Annotated in this window: 19 protein-coding genes; 6 read left to right on the top strand and 13 right to left on the bottom strand. The window is 62.1% G+C overall.

Features of this window, described 5'->3' with window-relative positions:
* Positions 1-5 precede the first annotated feature (5 nt).
* From B4L76_RS12260 to hutC, 6 genes are all read right to left on the bottom strand, one after another.
* Positions 6-836 (bottom strand): quaternary amine ABC transporter ATP-binding protein, encoded by an 831-nt coding sequence (locus B4L76_RS12260; protein ID WP_296232783.1) that lies wholly within the window; start codon positions 834-836, stop codon positions 6-8.
* A complete protein-coding gene (locus B4L76_RS12255) occupies positions 833-1,684 on the bottom strand; it encodes an ABC transporter permease (protein WP_296232782.1) in 852 nt (283 codons plus the stop codon). Before B4L76_RS12255 ends, B4L76_RS12260 begins: the two co-directional genes overlap by 4 nt.
* Before the next feature lie 26 nt (positions 1,685-1,710).
* Entirely contained in the window at positions 1,711-2,679 is a 969-nt protein-coding gene (locus B4L76_RS12250; RefSeq protein ID WP_296232781.1) for an ABC transporter substrate-binding protein, read from the bottom strand.
* A gap of 106 nt (positions 2,680-2,785) precedes the next feature.
* Positions 2,786-4,465 carry a urocanate hydratase gene (hutU, locus tag B4L76_RS12245; protein WP_296232779.1) on the bottom strand — a complete coding sequence of 560 codons (1,680 nt, stop codon included), beginning with the start codon at positions 4,463-4,465 and terminating at the stop codon, positions 2,786-2,788.
* A gap of 383 nt (positions 4,466-4,848) precedes the next feature.
* Positions 4,849-5,424 (bottom strand): HutD family protein, encoded by a 576-nt coding sequence (locus tag B4L76_RS12240; protein ID WP_296232777.1) that lies wholly within the window; start codon positions 5,422-5,424, stop codon positions 4,849-4,851.
* A complete protein-coding gene (gene hutC, locus B4L76_RS12235) occupies positions 5,421-6,131 on the bottom strand; it encodes a histidine utilization repressor (protein ID WP_296232820.1) in 711 nt (236 codons plus the stop codon). Before hutC ends, B4L76_RS12240 begins: the two co-directional genes overlap by 4 nt.
* Before the next feature lie 143 nt (positions 6,132-6,274).
* Here hutC and B4L76_RS12230 point away from each other — a divergent pair, with 143 nt between their 5' ends.
* On the top strand, positions 6,275-7,639 hold the full coding sequence (locus B4L76_RS12230) for a formimidoylglutamate deiminase (protein WP_296232775.1): 1,365 nt from the start codon (positions 6,275-6,277) through the stop codon (positions 7,637-7,639).
* Positions 7,640-7,672: 33 nt separating this feature from the next.
* On the opposite strand, the gene B4L76_RS12225 is transcribed toward B4L76_RS12230, so the two are convergent.
* From B4L76_RS12225 to B4L76_RS12205, 5 genes are all read right to left on the bottom strand, one after another.
* Positions 7,673-8,245 carry a lipocalin family protein gene (locus tag B4L76_RS12225; RefSeq protein WP_296232773.1) on the bottom strand — a complete coding sequence of 191 codons (573 nt, stop codon included), beginning with the start codon at positions 8,243-8,245 and terminating at the stop codon, positions 7,673-7,675.
* Positions 8,242-8,496 (bottom strand): outer membrane protein assembly factor BamE domain-containing protein, encoded by a 255-nt coding sequence (bamE, locus tag B4L76_RS12220; protein ID WP_296232772.1) that lies wholly within the window; start codon positions 8,494-8,496, stop codon positions 8,242-8,244. Before bamE ends, B4L76_RS12225 begins: the two co-directional genes overlap by 4 nt.
* A gap of 227 nt (positions 8,497-8,723) precedes the next feature.
* Entirely contained in the window at positions 8,724-9,320 is a 597-nt protein-coding gene (locus tag B4L76_RS12215; protein WP_296232771.1) for a DUF924 family protein, read from the bottom strand.
* Positions 9,321-9,323: 3 nt separating this feature from the next.
* A complete protein-coding gene (locus B4L76_RS12210) occupies positions 9,324-10,334 on the bottom strand; it encodes a class 1 fructose-bisphosphatase (RefSeq protein ID WP_296232770.1) in 1,011 nt (336 codons plus the stop codon).
* Positions 10,335-10,527: 193 nt separating this feature from the next.
* Positions 10,528-12,978, bottom strand: a complete 2,451-nt coding sequence (locus B4L76_RS12205; protein WP_296232768.1) for a glycogen/starch/alpha-glucan phosphorylase — start codon at positions 12,976-12,978, stop codon at positions 10,528-10,530.
* A 185-nt stretch (positions 12,979-13,163) separates the two neighbouring features.
* On the opposite strand from B4L76_RS12205, the gene B4L76_RS12200 reads away from it, so the two are divergent.
* Positions 13,164-13,568, top strand: coding sequence for a YkgJ family cysteine cluster protein (locus B4L76_RS12200; protein WP_296232767.1), 405 nt, complete (start codon positions 13,164-13,166; stop codon positions 13,566-13,568).
* Between the two features lie 115 nt (positions 13,569-13,683).
* Here B4L76_RS12200 and typA read toward each other — a convergent pair whose 3' ends face one another.
* Together typA and thiI are read right to left on the bottom strand one after the other, a co-directional pair.
* Positions 13,684-15,504, bottom strand: coding sequence for a translational GTPase TypA (gene typA, locus B4L76_RS12195; protein WP_225779565.1), 1,821 nt, complete (start codon positions 15,502-15,504; stop codon positions 13,684-13,686).
* A 127-nt stretch (positions 15,505-15,631) separates the two neighbouring features.
* Positions 15,632-17,086, bottom strand: a complete 1,455-nt coding sequence (gene thiI, locus B4L76_RS12190) for a tRNA uracil 4-sulfurtransferase ThiI (RefSeq protein WP_296232766.1) — start codon at positions 17,084-17,086, stop codon at positions 15,632-15,634.
* Between the two features lie 489 nt (positions 17,087-17,575).
* On the opposite strand from thiI, the gene glnA reads away from it, so the two are divergent.
* From glnA to ntrC, 4 genes are all read left to right on the top strand, one after another.
* Positions 17,576-18,982: a type I glutamate--ammonia ligase gene (gene glnA / locus B4L76_RS12185; RefSeq protein ID WP_296232765.1), complete on the top strand. Its 1,407-nt coding sequence runs from the start codon at positions 17,576-17,578 to the stop codon at positions 18,980-18,982.
* A gap of 423 nt (positions 18,983-19,405) precedes the next feature.
* Positions 19,406-20,059, top strand: coding sequence for a chorismate mutase (locus B4L76_RS12180; protein WP_296232764.1), 654 nt, complete (start codon positions 19,406-19,408; stop codon positions 20,057-20,059).
* Between the two features lie 270 nt (positions 20,060-20,329).
* Positions 20,330-21,415 (top strand): nitrogen regulation protein NR(II), encoded by a 1,086-nt coding sequence (glnL, locus tag B4L76_RS12175; RefSeq protein ID WP_296232763.1) that lies wholly within the window; start codon positions 20,330-20,332, stop codon positions 21,413-21,415.
* A complete protein-coding gene (ntrC, locus tag B4L76_RS12170; protein WP_296232762.1) occupies positions 21,412-22,848 on the top strand; it encodes a nitrogen regulation protein NR(I) in 1,437 nt (478 codons plus the stop codon). Before glnL ends, ntrC begins: the two co-directional genes overlap by 4 nt.
* The last annotated feature ends 66 nt before the right edge of the window (positions 22,849-22,914 follow it).

Here is a 22,914-nt window from a genome sequence, read left to right as displayed (position 1 = left end):
GCCTCTCATACCGCGACCGCGCGGCGCTGGACAAACCGGTCGACATATTCATCGGCCGGGTCGTGGAGGATCTGGTGCGGCGTGCCGACCTGGATCAGGCGGCCATCCTTGAGAATGGCGATGCGGTTGCCGATGCGCACGGCCTCGTCCAGGTCATGGGTGATGAACACGATGGTCTTGTGCAGGGTCTTCTGCAGCTCCAGCAGCTGGTCCTGCATTTCTGCGCGGATCAGCGGGTCGAGGGCACTGAATGCCTCATCCATGAGGATGATGTCGGTATCCGCCGCCAGCGCCCGTGCCAGGCCGACGCGTTGGCGCATGCCGCCGGACAGCTGGTGCGGGTATTTCTTCTCGTAGCCCTTCAGGCCGACGGTCTCGATCCACTGCTGGGCGCGTTCGGCACACAGCTGCTTGTTCTCGCCGCGCACCTTCAGGCCATAGGCGACGTTGTCCAGCACATTGCGGTGCGGCAGCAGGCCGAAGCTCTGGAACACCATGCTGATCTTGCGCCGACGAAATTCGCGCAGGGCGTCCATGTCGTACTGCAGGATGTCCTCGCCATCGACCAGGATCTGCCCGCTGGTGGGATCGATCAGGCGGTTGAAATGGCGTACCAGTGTCGACTTGCCCGAACCGGACAGGCCCATGATCACGAAGATCTCGCCACTGCCGATGGACAACGACAGGTCGTTGACGCCAACCACGCAACCGGTCTGCGCCAGCACCTGGTCCTTGCCGTGGTTGTTGCGGATCAACTGCAGGGCCTCGTCGGCACGATCGCCGAAGATCTTGAAGACGTTTTTCACTTCGATCTTGCTGATCGGCTGCATGCTCATTTGCTCACCTCATGGCGTGGCCGGCCATAGGCCTGGGTAATGCGATCGATCACCACCGCGAGAATCACGATGGCCAGGCCCGCTTCCAGGCCACGACCGACGTTGAGGGTCTGGATACCGACCAGCACGTCCTCGCCCAGGCCACGGGCACCGATCATCGAGGCGATCACCACCATCGACAGGGCCATCATGGTGGTCTGGTTGATACCGGCCATGATGCTCGGCAGCGCCAGCGGCAGCTGCACGCCGAACAGTTGCTGCCAACGGTTGGCGCCGAAGGCGTTGATCGCTTCCATGACTTCGCCGTCGACCTGGCGAATACCCAGGTCGGTCAGGCGGATCAGCGGTGGCGCCGCGTAGATCACCGTGGCGAAGATCGCCGGCACCTTGCCCAGGCCGAACAGCATCAGCACCGGGATCAGGTACACGAAGCTGGGCATGGTCTGCATGATGTCCAGCAGCGGCATCAGCACCGCGCGCAGGCGGTTGCTGCGCGCCGACAGGATGCCCAGGGGGATGCCCACCAGGACCGAGATCAGCGTGGCCACCAACATCAGCGCCAACGTCTGCATCAGTTTGTCCCACAGGCCGACGGCCCCCACCAGGAACAGCAGGCCGGTGATCACCAGGGTCGGCACGACACGCCGGGTGGCGTGCCAGGCGATGACAGCCACCACGCCGAGCATCAGCCACCAGGGTGTCGCCCGCAGCATGCCTTCGAGGCTGACGATCGCCCACAGCAGGGTATCGGAGATGTGCCGGAACACATCCCCATAGTTGGTCACCAGGGCGTCGACCCAGCCGTTGACCCAGTCGGCGATGGAGAATGTCAGGTTGTCAGGAAACATAGGTTCCACTCATCAGCTGAGGACGCTCAGAGCGCCGCGTTGATCTTCTTGGCAGCCGCTTCGCTGACCCAGGCCTGCCAGACTTCAGGATGTTCCTTGAGGAACGCCTTGGCCAGCACAGGCGACTCGATCCGATCCTTGGTCATGCGTGCCAGGTTCTGGTTCAGCAGGTCGATGGGCAGGTTGACCTTCTGCAGTACCTCGACCAGCTCCGGCGCCTCGTCGTGGAAGGTTTTGGACAGGCCGACCTTGATCGACACGGTCTTGTCCACGCCGTCCTTTTCCTGCAGCTTGACCAGGTCGACCTGGCCCATCAGCGGGGTGGGTGTCCAGTAGTAGAACAGGATCGGCTCGCCGCGCTTGTAGCTCGACAGCACGGCGGCATCCAGCGCAGGGCCGGTGCCGGGGCGGAAGTTGGTGTAGCTGCTCTCCAGGCCGTACTCCTTGAGCATCCTGGTGTTGTCCAGCTCGCAGGTCCAACCGGCCGGGCAGTTGTAGAAGCGACCTTTGCTGGGCTCTTCCTGGTCCTTGAACACGCTGGAATACCTGGCCAGGTCAGCCACGCGCTTGAGGTCCGGCGCCTTGGCTTCGAGGTTGCGCTTGGCGTCGCCCTCGATCACGTAGCGCGGCACGTACCAGCCCTCCTCCGCGCCTACGACCGGAGCGCCGACACCGACCACCTTGCCGGCGGCTTCGGCCTTGTTCCAGACCTCGCTGCGGCCAACCCACTCTTCGGCGAACACCTGGATGTCATTGGTGCCCAGCGCGTTCTCCATGGTGATGGAGTTACCGGGCAGGCTGTCGGTCGAGCAGCCATAGCCGTTCTTCAGCACGAATTGCATCACGTCGGTCAGCAGCATGCCGCTTTCCCAGTTCAATCCGGCGAACTTCACCGGCTTGCCAGACTCGCACCAGCCAGCGGCCTGGCTGCTACCGGCAGCACCGAGCAGGCCAAGGGCAAACAGCGAAGCAAGCAAGGTCTTGTTGGTTTTCATTGCGTGACGCTCCCAAACTTGAAAGTGGAATTCGGCAGTCCTTGCAAGAAAAAAGCTGGCTCCATGAAGGTGCTGCGTGGCTCGGCCCGCAGCACCCCGTGGACGATCAGCCAGTGATCATCGGCAGGTTCAGACCCTGCTCTTTGGCGCAATCGATCGCGATCTGGTAACCCGCGTCGGCGTGACGCATCACCCCGGTGGCCGGGTCGTTGGTCAGCACGCGGGCGATACGCTCGGCCGCCGCATCGGTGCCGTCACATACGATGACCATGCCAGAGTGCTGGGAGAAGCCCATGCCCACGCCACCGCCATGGTGCAGCGAAACCCAGGTGGCACCGCTGGCGGTGTTCAGCAGCGCATTGAGCAGCGGCCAGTCGGACACGGCATCCGAACCATCCTGCATGGCCTCGGTCTCGCGGTTGGGGCTGGAAACCGAACCCGAGTCGAGGTGGTCGCGACCGATCACGATCGGGGCCGACAGCTCGCCACTGCGCACCATCTCGTTGAACGCCAGGCCCAGCTTGGCCCGCAGCCCCAGGCCAACCCAGCAGATACGGGCCGGCAGGCCCTGGAAGCTGATGCGTTCGCGGGCCATGTCCAGCCAGCGATGCAGGTGGGCGTCATCCGGGATCAGTTCCTTGACCTTGGCGTCGGTCTTGTAGATGTCCTCGGCATCGCCGGACAGCGCGGCCCAGCGGAACGGGCCAATACCGCGGCAGAACAGTGGGCGGATGTACGCCGGGACGAACCCCGGGAAGTCGAAGGCATTGGCGACGCCCTCTTCCTTGGCCATCTGGCGGATGTTGTTGCCATAGTCGAAGGTCGGCACGCCTTGCTTCTGGAAGTCGAGCATGGCCTGCACGTGGACGGCCATCGACTGCTTGGCGGCCTTGACCACGGCAGCCGGCTCGGTCTGCGCACGGTCGCGATACTGCTCCCAGGTCCACCCCGCTGGCAGGTAGCCGTTGAGCGGGTCGTGGGCGCTGGTCTGGTCGGTAACCATGTCCGGGCGTACGCCGCGTCTGACCAGTTCGGGCAGGATTTCTGCGGCGTTGCCATGCAGGGCGACGGAAATGGCCTTGCCTTCGGCGGTGTACCGAGCGATGCGCGCCAGAGCGTCGTCAAGGTCGTGGGCCTGCTCGTCCACGTAGCGGGTCTGCAGGCGGAAATCGATTCGGCTCTGCTGGCACTCGATGTTCAGCGAGCAGGCGCCGGCCAGGGTGGCGGCCAGTGGCTGGGCGCCGCCCATGCCGCCCAGGCCCGCGGTCAGCACCCACTTGCCTTTGAGGCTGCCCCCGTAGTGCTGGCGGCCTGCCTCGACGAAGGTTTCATAGGTGCCCTGGACGATGCCCTGGCTGCCGATGTAGATCCAGCTGCCGGCGGTCATCTGGCCGTACATGGCCAGGCCCTTGGCATCCAGTTCGTTGAAGTGCTCCCAGTTGGCCCAGTGCGGTACCAGGTTGGAGTTGGCGATCAGCACGCGCGGGGCGTTGGCGTGGGTCTTGAACACACCGACCGGTTTGCCCGACTGCACCAGCAAGGTTTCATCGTCGTTCAGCTGGGTCAGGCTCTCGACGATCTTGTCGTAGCAAGCCCAGTTGCGTGCGGCGCGGCCAATGCCGCCATACACCACCAGTTCTTTCGGGTTTTCGGCAACCTGCGGGTCGAGGTTGTTCATCAGCATGCGCAGCGGCGCTTCGGTCAGCCAGCTTTTGGCGGTCAGCTTGTTGCCACGCGGGGCGCGGATCTCGACGTCACGGAATTTGTTCAGCTTGTTGTCAGTCACGAAAAGTGCTCCTCGAGCGATCTATCCAAAACCCGACGCGATCGGCGGGCCAGTGGTGCGGTTTGTACAGCGCGAAGTGGACGGCCTATCCACTTTCGCTCACTTGGCTTTACTTGTACATACAAGCATATGCAATCGGACGGCCAAGTTGCTTTTCCGGGCGCTTCCAGAGGGCCGCTTATGGCGTTGCAGGCCCGATGGCTCAAGGGATGCAGGAAATTGAAAAAAACTGGCGAGAAGATTGGCGAGGGGGACGAGGCCCGCTGGGCATTGCGCCATCTTGGGGCGTTCGGTAACAGACCAGACTTTTTCGGGGCGTTACCGGGTAACTCTTGGTGGGCGATGTGCGGCCCTTTCGCCGGGTTGCGAAGGGCCGGCGGATATTACGAAAGCGCAGTCAGCTCGATAACACAGCAACGTCCGAGCACTTCCACTTCCAGCAGGCGGTCGTTACCGCTCAGTTGCAAGCAATCATACAGCTCCAGCGTCGGCTGCAACTGGCCGTCGATACTCACCTGCAATTGCGCCTGGCCACTGAACACCAGCACCGTGCCGGCGGCACTGAACAACCGGCTGCCGCCGTGGTACCACTGCAGTCGAGCACGGTAACGCAGTGGTGCGTAGATCAGGTTGAAGTCGCGAATCGCCCCACCCAGCAGCGCGCAGCTCACCTGGCTTTCACCGCTGAACGCGTAGGCATCGAAGGGCACCAGCGGCCGGCTGGGCTGGCCATCCACTGTAAGGCGCATGCCATCCCCTTGCAGCACGGTGATGATGCGCTGATAACCGGCAAAGGTAGAGAACCCACCGGAGGCCTCGATATCGGCTATCGACAGACGCCAGCCGAAGCCCTCGAGCCCGTCACCGGCATCGCGGGTGATTTCCTCGGTGAAGCCACCACCGTTCTTCCACGGCATGCGCGGGTAGTCTTTGGCACGCAGCCAGTGCACTTGGCTCATTTGCTGAAACGTCCTTCCAGGCGATGACGGGAACCGGGGTGGATCAGCCGCGCCGCGGTGACAGGCTGGCGACCGGACCAGGTGCGGCGGCGGATCAACAGGCATGGCTCACCGTGCTCGATCTGCAGCAGCTTGCATTCCTCAGGCTCGGCAAGGATGGCTTCGACAACGTGCTCGCCCTCGGTCAGCGGCGCTACCTGGGACAGGTAGGCGTAGGGCGTCTGCAAGGTGAAATCCTGCTTGAGGTAGTCCGGGGCGATCAGGGCATTGACGTAACGGTCTTCGATCTGCACCGGGACGCCGTTTTCGTAATGCACGATCAACGAATGGAACACCCGCTGGCCTTCGCGCATATCGAGGGCCAGGGCGCGTTCGGAGCCAGCGGTTTCCTCGGCCAGGGTGATCACCTGGCAGCGATGCTGGTGGCCACGGGCGGCGATTTCATCGGCGATATTGTTGACTTCGAAAAGCGCCGAACGGGTCTTGGGCTCGGCAACGAAGGTACCGACCCCCTGCATGCGCACCAGCAGCCCTTCGGCGGTCAGCTCGCGCAACGCGCGATTGATGGTCATGCGGCTGAAGCCCAGCTGGCTGACCAGCTCGCTTTCGGACGGCACGCGGTGGTGCGGCGGCCAGCTGCCATTTTCGATCTGCTGGGCGATCATCTGCTTGACCCGGGCGTACAGCGGCGCCGGGCCCTCGCCCATTTGGGCCACCAGCGCGGAAACAGAAGGTGTCGGCACGGCGTTTGATCCTTGTGCGAATAGATTGATGGTAGCTTGCCGGAGTTTACCCGGCAGGCAAACGGCTGTATATGTATATACAAGTTGAACAATAACAGGATAGCGCAATGCCCGCCTATTACGCCGAACGTGCCCTCCTGCCCACCGGCTGGGCCCACAATGTCCGTTTCGAGGTAGCCGCCGACGGCACTCTGGCGGCAGTCGAAGCCGAGGCCAGTGCCGAAGGCGCAGAGCGCCTTGGTGGCCCTGTGCTGCCAGGCATGCCCAACCTGCACTCGCATGCCTTCCAGCGGGCCATGGCGGGCCTGGCGGAGGTGGCCGGCAATCCCAACGACAGCTTCTGGACCTGGCGTGACCTGATGTACCGCCTGGTCGGCCAGATCAGCCCGGAGCAACTGCAGGTCATCGCCCGCCAGCTGTACATCGAGATGCTCAAGGCTGGCTACACCTCGGTAGCCGAGTTCCACTACGTGCACCACGACCAGGCCGGCCAGGCCTATGCCGACCCGGCCGAGCTGTCCCGCCGCATCTGCGCGGCTGCCACTGACAGCGGTATCGGCCTGACCTTGTTACCGGTGCTGTACAGCCATGCCGGGTTCGGCGGCCAGGCGCCGAATGACGGGCAGCGGCGTTTCATCAACTCCACCGAAAGGTACCTGCAGTTGCAAGCGCAGCTGGCCCCTCTGCTGGCCGGCCAACCGGCACAGCAACTGGGTTTGTGCTTCCACTCGCTACGGGCGGTGACCCCTGGGCAGATTACCGAGGTCCTGGCAGCCAGCGACCAGCAATGCCCGGTACATATCCACATCGCCGAGCAGCAGAAGGAAGTCGATGACTGCCTGGCCTGGAGCGGCCAGCGTCCGTTGCAGTGGCTGTACCAGCATGTGGACGTGAACCGGCGCTGGTGCCTGGTACATGCCACCCACGCCGAGCCGGACGAAGTCACCGCGATGGCCCGCAGCGGCGCGGTGGCGGGACTGTGCCTGACCACCGAAGCCAACCTGGGCGACGGGATCTTCCCGGCGGTGGACTACCTGGCACAGGGCGGCCGCCTGGGCATCGGCTCGGACAGCCATGTATCGCTGAGCGTGGTGGAGGAGCTGCGCTGGCTGGAATACAGCCAGCGGCTGCGTGACCAGCGGCGTAACCGCCTGCATCGTGGCGACCAGCCGATGGTCGGGCGCACCTTGTATGACGCGGCGCTGACGGGTGGCGCACAAGCGTTGGGGCAGGCGGTCGGGGAGCTGGCGGTGGGCAAGCGGGCCGACTGGCTGGTGCTCGATGGGCAGGACCCTTACATCGCCATGGCCGAGGGTGATGCCATTCTCAACCGCTGGCTGTTTGCTGGCGGTGATCGGCAGGTGCGCGATGTGATGGTGAATGGGCAGTGGGTGGTGCGCCAGGGGCGACATGCGCAGGAAGAGGACAGCGGGCAGGCATTTGCCGAGGTGTTGCGCCAGCTGTTGGGCTAGAGATGTACTGGGGCTGCCTTGCAGCCCCACAATTCAATGCATCTTGACGATTTTCTGGTCCGAAGCGCGCCAGATCAAGCGACTGGTGTCATACCCCTGTTGCCGCGCCCTGGACATCAGGTTCTCGCGCTCCCAGGCCGGTAGCGTCGGCGTACGCGACAGGAGCCACAAGTGCTTGCGGTCGGGGCTGCCGACCACCGCCGTGCGGTAACGCTCGTCCACATACAGAATCCAGTACTCGCCCCTGGCCACGCCTGGCACCAGCTTGGTGAACCAGTTGTCGAACTCGACCCACAACTTGTCGGTGTGGCCCGGCTCCTGAATGTTCGCGTGCCCTTCTGCACGCAGCCATTCGTCACCCATCGTGCGGCAACGGTTGAGCACGCCCAGGCTGCCATCGACCCTGAGGTTGTAGTGCGCCTCGGATTGCTCACAACCGTCCTGGTATAGCATCGGCAGGCGTGCCAGCTCGTACCATTTTCCCTGGTAGCGCTTGAGGTCGACATTGCCAGCGGTTTTCGGCGCGAGCGGGTCATGCACCGAGCCGGCACAGCCACCCAGCAGCAACGCCAGGCATACCCCCATCAGCAGGTACAGGCGCCTCATTTGAGGCCCTGCCCTGAATACATCAGCACCTTGTCAGCCGCGTACTGCACACTGATGAAGCTCTTCTCGTCCCCCCAGGTGCAGCTGCTCATGCCCAGCGCGCCAGAACACTCAGTCGGTGTGCCGAGCAACTGCTCGACCTCGGCCTTGGTCATACCGGCCTTGATCTTGGAATAGTTTTCCTGATTGATCTTGCTGCATGCAGTCAGGACGACGCACAGCGACAACAGGGCGAGGGAACGCAACGACATGAAGGACACTCCTGGACAGGGGATACAGGCGAGTGGCCTGCAGTGACCTTCGACGGAAAAATCCCTCCCAGGTTCCCTGCCCTCCCCCCTTTCCCCTTACACCATTGGTCGGATGGCCACTAATGTGCGATTAATCACAAAGCATTAACCGCGCAGGCAATAAAAAAGCCGCTTCCGTGAAGAAGCGGCCTTGCGTTACGACGGCCTGCGCGGCGGGCCCCCTGGCCTCAGAACCTCGACCCGGGCTCCAGCAGGAAGTCCATCTCTTCGCTGGTACTCGGCCGTTCCAGCACCAGGTTGCGGTGCGGAAAGCGCCCGAATCGGGCGATTACCCGCTGGTGCTGCTCGGCATAGTCGAGGAAGCCTTCGAACAGGCGGCGGTTCGCCTCAGGCTGCTCGTCCAGCAGTATCTGGTAGCGCTCGACACACAGGTTTTGCCAGTCCAGCACCTCGGCATGCTCCAGCACCAGCAGCACGAATACCCGCTGGATCGGCAGCAGCTGGTAGTCCCAGCCCTTCTGCAAGCCCTGCATGGCCACTACCTGGGCACGCCGGTCACCTTCAAAGGCACGTGGCGTGTCGCGATAGATCATGCGCGGCAGCTGGTCCAGCAGGATCAGCAGGCCCAGCCAGCCCTGCGGGCTCTGCTGCCACTCGTCGAGCCCGCCGGCCAGGGCCTGCTCGACCAGATCACCAAACAGCGCATGGGCCTCGGCATCGTGATGCTTGCCGAACCACAGCGTGCTCTTCTCGTCAGCCACGGCCTGGGGACTGGTGCCCCAACCGAACCACCACTCCAGCAACGGCTGCCAAGGTGCGAGCATGACTTACTCCTTGTGGTAGGCGGTAACGCGCTCGACCTCTTCCTTCGAGCCGAGGATTACCGACACGCGCTGGTGCAGGCTCTCAGGCTGGATGTCGAGGATGCGATCGTAACCGTTGGTGGAAGCGCCGCCGGCCTGCTCGATGATGAACGACATCGGGTTGGCTTCGTACATCAGGCGCAGTTTGCCCGGCTTGCTCGGCTCGCGGGCGTCACGTGGGTACATGAACAGGCCGCCACGGGTGAGGATGCGGTGCACGTCGGCCACCATCGAGGCGATCCAGCGCATGTTGTAGTTCTTTTTCAGCGGGCCGGTCTCGCCTGCCAGCAGTTCGCCTACGTAGCGCTGGATCGGTGCTTCCCAGTGGCGCTGGTTGGACATGTTGATGGCGAATTCGGCGGTGGTTTCCGGCACGCGGATGTTTTCGTGGGTGAGGACGAAGCTGCCCAGCTCGCGGTCCAGGGTGAAGCCCTTGACGCCGTTGCCCAGTGTCAGGATCAGCATGGTCTGCGGGCCATAGATGGCGTAACCGGCAGCGACCTGCTGGGTGCCTGGCTGCAGGAAGGCGTTTTCGTTCAGGGTTTCGTTCTGGCTCAGGTACTCGTTAGGGCAACGCAGTACCGAGAAGATGGTGCCGACCGACACGTTGACGTCGATGTTGGACGAGCCGTCCAGCGGGTCGAAGACCAACAGGTAGGCACCTTTCGGGTACTTCCCCGGGATCTGGTAGGCGTTGTCCATTTCTTCGGAGGCCATGCCGGCCAGGTGGCCACCCCACTCGTTGGCCTCCAGCAGGATGTCGTTGGAAATCACGTCCAGCTTCTTCTGGACTTCGCCCTGCACGTTTTCAGTGCCCATGCTGCCCAGCACGCCACCGAGGGCGCCTTTGGACACGTGATGGCTGATTTCCTTGCACGCACGCGCCACCACCTCGATCAGGAAGCGCAGATCGGCAGGGGTATTGTTGCTGCGTGTCTGCTCAATCAGATAGCGACTCAGGGTAACGCGGGACATGTATGGCTCCGAAAGGATTGGCGGGATAAAAACCCACGCAGTTTACAGGGAGAGTTGCAGGCTAGCGAGTGATGAGACTCGCCACGGCTCTCAGACGGCACAATAGGTCGGGAGTTCAGCGTGCGCCAGGCCAACGGTCTGGTTATAGGCCTATTCACGGGCATGCCCGCGAACAGGCCAGTTCAGGCTCGAATCAATCCAGAGCCTTCCAGATCTCGCTGGCATATTCACGAATGGTCCGGTCCGACGAGAACCAGCCCATTCGCGCGGTGTTCAGCACCGCCATGCGCCACCACTCCTGCGGCTTGTGCCACAAATCCTCGACCCGCTGCTGGGCGTCCCAGTAGGCGTCGAAATCGGCACACACCAGGAAGCGGTCATAGGCCACCAGCCCATCGATCAGCGCGGTGTAGCGCGACGGATCATCCGGCGAGAATACCCCGCTGCGGATGGCTTGCAGCACGTCGTTCAGGCGGCTGGACGCGGCAATCGCCGCCGTGGCGCCGAAATCTCCGCCGCGCCGCCGCGCTTCCACCTGCTGCGCAGTGAGGCCGAAGATGAACATGTTGTCGGTCCCGACCTGCTCGCTCATTTCCACATTGGCGCCATCCAGGGTGCCGATGGTCAACGCGCCGTTCAGGCCGAACTTCATGTTGCTGGTGCCCGACGCTTCGTAGCCGGCGGTTGAAATCTGCTCGGAAAGGTCCGCCGCCGGGATGATGCATTCGGCCAGGCTGACGTTGTAATTGGGCAGGAACACCACCTTCAGCAGGCCACGCACCGTGGGGTCGTTGTTCACCACCCGGGCAATGTCGTTGGCAAGCTTGATGATCAGCTTGGCCTGGTGATAGCTGGCCGCGGCCTTGCCGGCGAAGATCTTGACCCGCGGCACCCAGTCGGTGCCCGGATCATTGCGCATGGCCTGGTACAGCGCCACGGTGTGCAGCAGGTTGAGCAGCTGGCGCTTGTACTCGTGGATGCGCTTGACCTGCACGTCGAACAGCGCCTCGGGGTTCACCGTAACGCCCAGGCGGTCCTGGATGATGCTGGCGAGGGCACGCTTGCTGTGCAGGCGCTGGGCAGCGAACTGCTTGCGGAAAGCGCTTTTATCGGCGAACGGCACCAGGCCGGCCAGGCGCCCCTCAGGGTCATCCAGCAGCTCAGGGCCCAGCGCCTCGACCAGCATGGCCGTTAGCTGCGGGTTGGACTGGTAGAGCCAACGGCGGAAAGTGATGCCGTTGGTCTTGTTGTTGATCCGCTGCGGGTAAAGTTTGTGCAGCTCGGCGAACACCGTGCTTTTCATCAGTTTGCTGTGCAGCGCCGAAACCCCGTTGACGCTGTGCGAGCCGAGAAATGCCAGGTTGCCCATGCGCACCCGACGGCCGTTGTCTTCCTCGATCAGCGACACCGCCCGCAATACATCGAAGTCATGCAGGCCTTTCGCTCGCAGCGCGTCGATATGGTAGGCGTTGATCAGGTAGATGATTTGCATGTGCCGCGGCAGCATCCGCTCCATCAGCGCCACCGGCCAGGTTTCCAGGGCTTCGGGCAACAGGGTGTGATTGGTGTAGGCCAGGGTGCCCACGGTCAGTTCCCAGGCGGTATCCCATGGAATTTCATGCTGGTCGACCAGCAGGCGCATCAGCTCGGCCACGGCAATCGACGGATGGGTGTCGTTGAGCTGGATGGCCGCCGCATCGGGCAGGTTGAGCAGGTTGTCATGCATGTTCAGGTGACGGCGCAACAGGTCCTGCAGCGAGGCCGAGACAAAGAAGTATTCCTGGCGCAGGCGCAGCTCCTGGCCGGCTTCGGTGCTGTCGGCCGGGTAAAGGACCCGCGAGATACTCTCGGCCCGCGCGACTTCGGCTACCGCCCCAAGGTGGTCGCCGGCATTGAAGCGTTCCAGGTGCAGCTCTTCCAGCGCCCGCGCACGCCACAGGCGCAGGGTGTTGACGCTGGCGCCACGCCAACCGACTACCGGTGTGTCGTAGGCCACCGCGCGCACGGTCTCGCCCGGCCACCATACCTGGCGCTGGTGGCCGTGCGTATCATGCACCGTCTCGACGCTGCCGCCGAAGCTGATCGGGTAGATCACCTCGGCGCGCTCGAACTCCCAGGGGTTGCCGAAATCCAGCCAGTTCTCGGTCTGTTCCTGCTGCCAACCATCGACCATGGCCTGGCGGAACAGCCCATGTTCATAGCGGATGCCATAGCCGTGGGCGGCAATACCGAGGGTCGACATGCTTTCCATGAAGCACGCTGCAAGACGCCCCAGGCCGCCGTTACCCAGCGCCGCATCGGGCTCGAGCAGACGAATCCGCTCCAGGTCCACATCCAGCCCTTGCAGTGCATCGCGGGCGATGTCGAGCAGGCCCAGGTTGCTGAGGCTGTCATACAACAGGCGGCCAATGAGAAATTCGAGGGAAAGGTAATAGACCCGCTTCTGGCTACGGCGATAAGCCTGGCGGGTGTGGTCCATCCAGTGATCGACCATGTGATCGCGCGCGGCCAGGGCGATGGCTTCGAACCAGTCGTGGTCGAAGGCATGTTCCGGGTCCTTGCCAACCGCGTAGGTCAGCTTGTCCAGTACAGCGGCGCGGAATTCGGCCACCTCGGCGTCACGAGCTTTGGGTTCCTGGGACATGCGGCATCCTCGGGCAAGTTGACGAAAACGGAGGGAGACTTTTGAGCCTAGACCCTTCGACAGGGAGTGACAGTTACCGTTCGCAGTTTTCATGCCCACTCTGCGATTCCGGCAAAAGGTTGTTCATAAATTGAACAATTCCGGTATCATCGCGCGCCCCAAGACCGTGATACACCCCCATAACGATGAAAACGACCCTGATCGCCGCGGCCGAAGTCGACCGCCTGGAGACCTGGCAGCGCTACACCAGCAACATGTGCCATGGCTGCCATTCGACCTGCTGCACCCTGCCGGTGGAGGTGAAGATCAAGGATCTGATCCGTATCGGCGTGGTCGACGAGTTCGAAAAAGACGAACCGCCCAAGAACATCGCCAAGCGCCTGCAGAAAGAAGGCATCATCGAACGCTTCAACCAGAAGTCGGGAATCTTCACCCTGACCCGCATGAGCAACGACGACTGCCTGTATCTGGACCGCAAGAGCCGGCTGTGCACCATTTACGACAAGCGCCCGGACACTTGCCGCAACCACCCCAAGGTCGGGCCCCGACCGGGGTATTGTGCCTACAAGCCGAAAGTGGTCGGGCGCTGAGAACGCGTAATGCGTGAGATTTCAGGGCTGCTTTGCGGCCCCAGAATCCGAAGCCATACAAAAACGCCCCCGGCCTTGCGACCGGGGGCGTTTTCTTTCAGCTCACGCTAGACGATCAAGCCTTGGCTTTCTTGGCAGCGCGGGTACGCTCGCCTTCGTCCAGGATCTTCTTGCGCAGGCGGATCGACTTCGGCGTGACTTCGCACAGCTCGTCATCCTGGATGAATTCCAGGGCCTGTTCCAGGGTGTGGCGAACCGGCGGTACCAGGGCGATGACTTCGTCCTTGCCCGATGCACGCATGTTGTCGAGCTTCTTGCCTTTGGTCGGGTTCACGCCCAGGTCGTTGTCACGGCTGTTCAGGCCGATGATCTGGCCGTTGTAGATATCCTGGCCGTGCTCGATGAACAGCTTGCCGCGCGCCTGCAGGGTTTCCAGCGAGTAGGTCAGCGCCTTGCCGGTCTCGATCGAAACCAGTACACCGTTCAGGCGGCCGGACATATGGCCTGGCTTCATGGTGTCGTAGCGATCGAAGATCGAGGTCAGGATGCCGGCACCGTTGGTCAGGGTCAGGAACTGGTTACGGAAACCGATCAGGCCACGAGCAGGTACGTTGTATTCCAGACGTACACGGCCCTTGCCATCCGGCGCCATGTTGGTCAGGTCGCCTTTACGCAGGCCCATTTCTTCCATGACCTTGCCCTGGGATTCTTCAGGGATGTCGATGGTGACGTTCTCGTACGGTTCCTGCTTGACGCCGTTCACCTCGCGGATGATCACTTCAGGACGGCCTACGGCCATCTCGAAGCCTTCACGACGCATGGTTTCGATCAGTACCGACAGGTGCAACTCACCACGGCCGGAAACCTTGAACTTGTCAGCCGAGTCGCCTTCTTCAACGCGCAGTGCAACGTTGTACAGCAGCTCCTTGTCCAGACGTTCCTTGATATTACGGCTGGTGACGAACTTGCCTTCCTTGCCGCAGAACGGCGAGTCGTTGACCTGGAAGGTCATCGAAACAGTCGGCTCGTCAACGGTCAGCGGCTTCATGGCTTCGACGTGGTTCATGTCGCACAGGGTGTCGGAAATGAACAGCTCGTCGAAACCGCTGATGCAGACGATGTCGCCAGCAGTGGCTTCTTCGACGTCGACGCGGTGCAGGCCGTGGTGGCCCATCAGCTTCAGGATACGGCCGTTGCGCTTCTTGCCTTCGGTGTCGATGGCGATGACCGGGGTGTTCGGCTTGATGCGGCCGCGGGCGATGCGACCAACGCCGATCACGCCGAGGAAGCTGTTGTAGTCCAGTGCCGAGATCTGCATCTGGAACGGGCCGTCGACGTCAACGGTCGGGGCCGGTACGTGGTCGACGATGGCCTGGTACAGCGGGGTCATGTCTTCGGCCATGTTGGTGTGGTCCAGGCCGGCGATGCCGTTCAGGGCCGAGGCGTAGACAACCTGGAAATCCAGCTGGTCGTCGGTGGCGCCGAGGTTGTCGAACAGGTCGAAGATCTGGTCCAGAACCCAGTCAGGACGTGCGCCCGGGCGGTCGACCTTGTTGATGACCACGATCGGCTTCAGGCCGGCTTCGAAAGCCTTCTTGGTCACGAAGCGGGTTTGCGGCATCGGGCCGTCCTGGGCGTCGACCAGCAGCAGCACCGAATCGACCATCGACATCACGCGCTCAACCTCGCCACCGAAGTCGGCGTGGCCGGGGGTGTCGACGATGTTGATGCGGTAGTCGTTCCAGCGGATGGCAGTGTTTTTCGCCAGGATGGTAATGCCGCGCTCTTTTTCCTGGTCGTTGGAGTCCATCACGCGCTCGTCGTTGAGCTCGTTACGCTCCAGGGTGCCGGACTGGCGCAGGAGTTTGTCGACCAGGGTGGTTTTACCATGGTCAACGTGGGCGATGATGGCGATGTTACGCAGATTTTCGATCACAACTGTATCTCGATCAGAGGATTCGGTTGCCGCCAGTGTAGGCGGCGAATATGTACGCTTTGAGGCTCAGCGGGCCCGATGGTCGGGAGGGCGATGGCGGATGCTGCCGCCATACAGCCCTGGCATCTTATGCCGGACGATAAACACGCACATTGGCATGTCCCTCACTGAGCAGGTGGTGTGCGTGCAGGCGGCTCATCACACCTTTGTCGCAATACAGCAAGTACTGGCGGTTGGCGTCCAGGTGCTTGAACTTGCTGTTGATCGCGTAGAACGGCATGGCCTGGACTTCGATACCGTCCAGCACCAGAGGTTCGTCTTCCTGGGCATCGGGGTGACGAATATCGATGACGATCTGGCCGGGCAGCGCCTCGGTCACTTCCTCGATTTCGATGTCCTTGCCCAGCTCATCGATCACGTGGTCGATGGAAATCAGCCGGGCGCGCTCCAGGGCGCGCTCCAGCACGGCCATGTCGAACTGCTTCTCTTCATGCTCCATGCGGTGGCGCTTGGCATGGGTAGTCGGGTTCACCGAGATCACGCCGCAGTATTCCGGCATGTGCTTGGCGAAATCGGCGGTACCGATCGCGTAGGCCTGGTCGATGATGTCCTGCTTGTGGCTGGCCAGCAGCGGGCGCAGGACCAGCTTGTCGGTGGCCGAGTCGATGATCGACAGGTTCGGCAGTGTCTGGCTGGACACCTGGGAAATCGCCTCGCCAGTGACCAGTGCGTCGATCTCCAGGCGGTCGGCCATGCGTGCGGCACCGCGCAGCATCATGCGCTTGAGGGTTACGCCCATGTAGCTGTTGTCGACCTTGTTGAGGATCTCGCCGACCACTTCTTCGAACGGTACGCTGATGAACAGCACGCGCTGGCTGCTGCCGAACTTCTTCCACAGGTAGTGGGCCACTTCCATCACGCCCAGCTCGTGCGCACGGCCGCCGAGGTTGAAGAAACAGAAGTGGGTCATCAAGCCACGGCGCATCATCTGGTAGGCCGCCACGGTGGAGTCGAAGCCACCGGACATCAGCACCAGGGTCTGCTCCAGGGCGCCCAGCGGATAGCCGCCGATGCCCTGGTGCTGGTTGTGGATCACGTACAGGCGCTGGTCGCGGATTTCGATGCGCACCAGCACGTCCGGGTTTTTCAGCTCGATGCCGGCCGCACCGCACTGCTGGCGCAGCTGACTGCCGACGTAGCGGTCGACGTCCATCGAAGTGAAGTCGTGGTGGCCGCCGCGCTTGCAGCGCACGGCGAAGTGCTTGCCGGCCAGCAAGTGACCGAAGTGCTGCTTGCACTTGGCAACGATGTCGTCGAAGTCCCCCAGCGGGTACTCCTCTACCTGCAGGAAATGGGTGATACCCGGCGTGCAGGTGAGGCGCTCGATCATCTCGCGCTGGACTTTCTCGTCTTCGACGCGGGTGACCACTTCGAGATTGTCCCAGACACCATCGACCACGAGCTCAGGGTCAAGGTCCTTGAGCACGTTGCGGATGTTCTTGCCGAGCTGGCGGATGAAGCGCTTGCGCACCGGCCGGCTCTTGATGGTGATTTCTGGGAAGACTTTGACGATAAGTTTCATTGGTTAACAGCGCGCGCAGGGCCTGCCGAAAATGAGGGGCGCGAATTATAGCGGAAATTGCTCAGGATTTGACCAACTTTTGATCAGAAGCTTGCAGATAAATGCAGGAAGCAGGGTTTGTGCTGCCTGTCCCGGCCCTTTCGCGGGTGAACCCGCTCCCACAGGAATGTCACAGCCTTCGAAATCTGTGCGCTCCTGTGGGAGGGGGTTCACCCACGAAGAGGCCCTCAAAAAACGCACGATAATCAGCCAATGCACACTATTGGTGCACAGGCACCGAAAACCGCCTCGTTAGAGTGCACTTTTCCGACTCAACCCCCTGCCAGATGCCCACAACCGCCCCTTTTTATCCCGCCCTCGCCATTTTCGGGCACTGGCATGCAATTTGCTCCCTTGTGAGGCAGGTACGCTTGGCCGACTATCCGCGCCCGGCAACACCCTTTTTCCAGGGCAGCGGCCCACCGCGCTCTAGACCATCCGGAGGACAACATGTCGAAGTCGGTTCAACTCATCAAAGATCATGACGTCAAGTGGATTGATCTGCGTTTCACGGACACCAAAGGCACTCAGCACCACGTGACCATGCCGGCGCGTGATGCGCTGGACGACGACTTCTTCGAAGTCGGCAAGATGTTCGACGGCTCCTCCATCGCAGGCTGGAAAGGCATCGAAGCCTCCGACATGATCCTGATGCCGGTCGACGAAACTGCCGTACTCGACCCGTTCACCGAAGAGCCGACCCTGATCCTGACCTGCGACATCGTCGACCCGTCGAGCATGCAGGGCTACGACCGTGACCCACGTGCCATCGCCAAGCGCGCCGAAGAGTACCTGAAGAGCACCGGCATCGGTGACACCGTATTCGCCGGCCCCGAGCCAGAGTTCTTCATCTTCGACGAAGTGAAGTTCCAGTCGGACATTTCCGGTTCGATGTTCAAGATCTTCTCCGAGCAAGGCTCGTGGATGACCGGCGCTGACATCGAAGGCGGCAACAAGGGCCATCGTCCGGGCGTGAAAGGCGGCTACTTCCCGGTCCCGCCGTTCGACCACGACCATGAAATCCGTACTGCCATGTGCAACGCACTGGAAGAAATGGGCCAGACCGTCGAAGTCCACCACCACGAAGTGGCGACTGCCGGTCAGAACGAAATCGGCGTCAAGTTCAACACCCTGGTGAAGAAGGCAGACGAAGTACAGGCCCTGAAATACGTGGTGCACAACGTTGCCGACGCTTACGGCCGCACCGCTACCTTCATGCCGAAGCCACTGTACGGTGACAACGGTTCGGGCATGCACGTGCACATGTCGATCTGGAAAGACGGCAAGAACACCTTCGCGGGCGAAGGCTATGCCGGCCTGTCCGATACCGCTCTGTACTTCATCGGCGGCATTATCAGGCACGGCAAAGCCCTGAACGGCTTCACCAACCCGTCGACCAACTCCTACAAGCGCCTGGTCCCAGGTTTCGAAGCCCCGGTAATGCTGGCCTACTCGGCGCGCAACCGTTCCGCCTCGATCCGCATCCCTTACGTCGGCAGCCCGAAAGCCCGCCGTATCGAAGCACGCTTCCCGGACCCATCGGCCAACCCATACCTGGCCTTCGCCGCCCTGCTGATGGCCGGCCTGGATGGTATCCAGAACAAGATCCACCCAGGCGATGCCGCCGACAAGAACCTGTACGACCTGCCGCCTGAAGAGGCCAAGGACATTCCGCAGGTTTGCGGTAGCCTGAAGGAAGCCCTGGAAGAGCTGGACAAAGGCCGTGCGTTCCTGACCAAGGGCGGCGTGTTCTCCGACGACTTCATCGATGCCTTCATCGAACTGAAGAGCGAAGAAGAGATCAAGGTCCGTACCTTCGTGCACCCGCTGGAATACGAGCTGTACTACAGCTGCTGATCTGATCGGCGCCTTGCGCTGATGGCATGATCACAACGGCCTCCCTCGGGAGGCCGTTTTCGTTGCTTCGCTTTCTCGCTCTAGTTCCTACAGCGCGCAGGGATCCCACTGACAGTTCTGCGCAGCAACAACTCGCAGGGTAGACGTCCATTCATCAACGGACGTCATGCAATGAGCCGATTTCTACCCGCAGTCCTGACCTTGTCCGCCCTCCTCTCTGGTTGCAGTAGCCAGCCCGGGACGGTACACACGCAAGTGCTTCATCGCGCCACCGGCAGCTGGGAAGGTACCCCCTACACCCGGTACCCCGAAGGACAGCCGGTACTATCGCTGGTGAAAGTCAGCATCCCTGCCCATACCACCCTCGACTGGCACTGCCATCAGGCGCTCAACCTCGGTTATCTGGCGGAAGGTGAGCTGGAGGTGGAAACCACCGACGGTGAGCGAACAAGACTGATCGCGGGTGACACACTGGCTGAGCTGGTAGACGAGGTGCACCGCGGCAAAACCATGCGACAAGCCGCCACGGTGATGGTTTTCCATGCTGCAAACGAAGACCTGGCCTTTTCCACACCGCAAGGCCAATGCCCAAGGCGACAACCGGCAGATGAGGGGCCGCTGGAAACCTTGCTCGATGATATCGAGCATCGCCTGGCAAATGCCGAGTTCGTCGCACTGCACAAATGGGACAAGACTCAACCCGTACAGGACAGCAAGCGCGAACGGCAAATACTGAATGACGTGCGCAACAACGCGTGGCGCTATGGACTGCCAGGCGAACGGGCAGCGTCCTTTTTTGCCGACCAGATCGAGGCGCACAAAATGGTGCAATACAGTTTTCTTAACCAATGGCACAGCCAAGGCCAAGCGCCAGATACACCTCGTCGGGATCTTCAGCATGAGTTACGCCCCGAACTGGATGCCCTGCAAGCCAGGTTGCTGAAAGGTCTGGCCAGCCTGCCCAACGAATCCAGGGTCGATTGCAACCAACGCCTGGCGACCTCGATCAACGAGCGTGCCTTGCCGCAGCTGATGAAACACGCCTTGATTCGCGCCACTGGCCAATTATGCGATTAGCCACGAAACCTCTATGCTCCATATTGGTGCATTTTGTGGGCTCGCGCCCCTGAATGCACCCCAAAAAAGATCACATGAACCGTTACACCAGCACATTCTGGTGCAAATGTGCGAAATTTCAGGCTGTTATTGGCCGATTTCCGCTTCCTTTCGGAGCCTTGGTTTGTTTCTTGCATTTGCGCAAGGAGACTGGAATCAGCGGATCCAACACGCGGCCAACCATGCCCGCTCCCGTGCCAGACAAGCGCCAAAAGAGGTCACCGACGCCTTATGACCATCAGCGATGCACAGCACCGTCTGCTTCTGGACAACCTGACCACTGCCACGCTACTGCTCAACGCCGAGCTGTGCCTGGAGTACATGAATCCGGCTGCGGAAATGCTGCTGGCGGTCAGTGGGCAGCGCAGCCACGGGCAGTTCATCAGCGAGCTGTTCACCGAATCGAGCGAGGCCCTCAGCTCGCTGCGCCAGGCTGTCGAACAGGCGCACCCGTTCACCAAGCGCGAAGCGCAGCTCACTTCGCTGACCGGGCAGACCATCACTGTCGACTACGCGGTAACGCCAATCCTGCACCAGGGCCAGACCCTACTGCTGCTCGAGGTGCACCCGCGTGACCGGCTGCTGCGCATCACCAAGGAAGAGGCCCAGCTGAGCAAGCAGGAAACCACCAAGATGCTCGTGCGCGGCCTCGCCCACGAAATCAAGAACCCCCTCGGCGGCATTCGCGGTGCAGCCCAGCTGCTGGCGCGCGAATTACCCGAGGAAGGGCTGCGCGACTACACCAACGTGATCATCGAGGAGGCTGACCGCCTGCGTAACCTGGTCGACCGCATGCTCGGTTCGAACAAGCTGCCGTCGCTGGCCATGACCAACATCCACGAAGTACTGGAACGGGTCTGCAGCCTGGTCGAAGCCGAAAGCCAGGGCTGCATCGCCTTGGTGCGCGATTACGATCCCAGCCTGCCGGACGTGTTGATCGACCGTGAGCAGATGATCCAGGCCGTGCTCAACATCGTGCGCAACGCCATGCAGGCAATCAGTTCCCAGAACGAACTGCGCCTGGGCCGCATCACCCTGCGCAGCCGCGCCCTGCGCCAGTTCACCATCGGCCATGTTCGCCATCGCCTGGTGGCACGTGTAGAGCTCATCGACAACGGTCCCGGTATTCCACCGGAACTGCAAGACACCCTCTTCTACCCCATGGTCAGCGGCCGCCCGGACGGCACCGGGCTGGGCCTGGCCATTACCCAGAACATCATCAGCCAGCACCAAGGCCTGATCGAGTGTGAGAGCCATGCAGGCCACACCGCCTTCTCGATCTACCTGCCCCTGGAACAAGGAGCCACCGCCTCATGAGCCGAAGTGAAACCGTATGGATCGTCGACGATGATCGTTCCATCCGCTGGGTCCTGGAAAAAGCCCTGCAACAGGAAGGCATGACCACCCAGAGCTTCGACAGCGCAGACGGCGTAATGGGCCGCCTGGCACGCCAGCAGCCGGATGTGATCATTTCCGATATCCGCATGCCCGGCACCAGCGGCCTTGACCTGCTGGCGCAGATTCGCGAGCAACACCCTCGTCTGCCGGTCATCATCATGACCGCCCATTCCGACCTGGACAGCGCCGTAGCGTCGTACCAAGGCGGAGCCTTCGAGTACCTGCCCAAGCCGTTCGACGTGGACGAGGCGGTCTCGCTGGTCAAGCGCGCCAATCAGCACGCCCAGGAGCAACAGGGGCTGGACGTGCCGCAGAACCTGGCACGCACCCCGGAAATCATCGGTGAAGCACCAGCGATGCAGGAGGTGTTCCGCGCCATAGGCCGCCTCAGCCACTCGAACATCACCGTACTGATCAACGGCGAGTCCGGTACCGGCAAAGAGCTGGTCGCGCACGCCCTGCACCGCCATAGCCCGCGCGCGGCTTCACCTTTCATCGCCCTGAACATGGCCGCCATTCCCAAGGACCTGATGGAGTCGGAACTGTTCGGCCATGAGAAAGGCGCCTTCACCGGCGCGTCCAACCTGCGCCGGGGCCGCTTCGAACAGGCCGATGGCGGTACCCTGTTTCTCGACGAGATCGGTGACATGCCCGCCGACACTCAAACCCGCCTGCTGCGGGTGCTGGCTGATGGCGAGTTCTACCGCGTGGGCGGCCACGTGCCGGTCAAGGTCGACGTGCGCATCATCGCCGCGACCCACCAGAACCTTGAGTCGCTGGTACAGGCCGGCAAATTCCGTGAGGACTTGTTCCACCGCCTGAACGTGATCCGCATCCATATCCCGCGGCTGGCCGACCGGCGCGAGGACATCCCGGCCCTGGCCCGCCACTTCCTTGCCCGTGCCGCGCAGGAACTGGCGGTCGAGCCGAAGATCCTCAAGCCGGAAACCGAGGAGTTCATCCGCAATCTGCCATGGCCGGGCAATGTGCGGCAGATGGAGAACACGTGCCGCTGGATCACGGTGATGGCCTCCAGCCGCGAAGTACTGATCGGCGACCTGCCGCCCGAGCTGCTGAACCTGCCGCAGGACGCTGCGCCGGTGACCAACTGGGAGCAGGCCCTGCGCCAGTGGGCCGACCAGGCACTTACCCGTGGCCAGTCCAACCTGCTGGACAGCGCAGTGCCGAGCTTCGAACGGATCATGATCGAGACGGCGCTCAAGCATACCGCCGGGCGCCGCCGGGATGCGGCGTTGCTACTGGGCTGGGGGCGCAATACCCTGACGCGCAAGATCAAGGAGTTGGGGATGAACGTGGCAGGTGGGGACGATGAGGAAGGTGATGACCACTGACTAGTGGATAAACCCTTCGATCTTTGGGGCCGCTTTGCGGCCCCAGCCATTTCAGCCCCTGATGCA

Source organism: Pseudomonas sp. UBA4617, assembly GCF_002386445.1.
Lineage (GTDB): Bacteria > Pseudomonadota > Gammaproteobacteria > Pseudomonadales > Pseudomonadaceae > Aquipseudomonas.
This window is presented reverse-complemented; position numbering and strand designations above follow the sequence as displayed.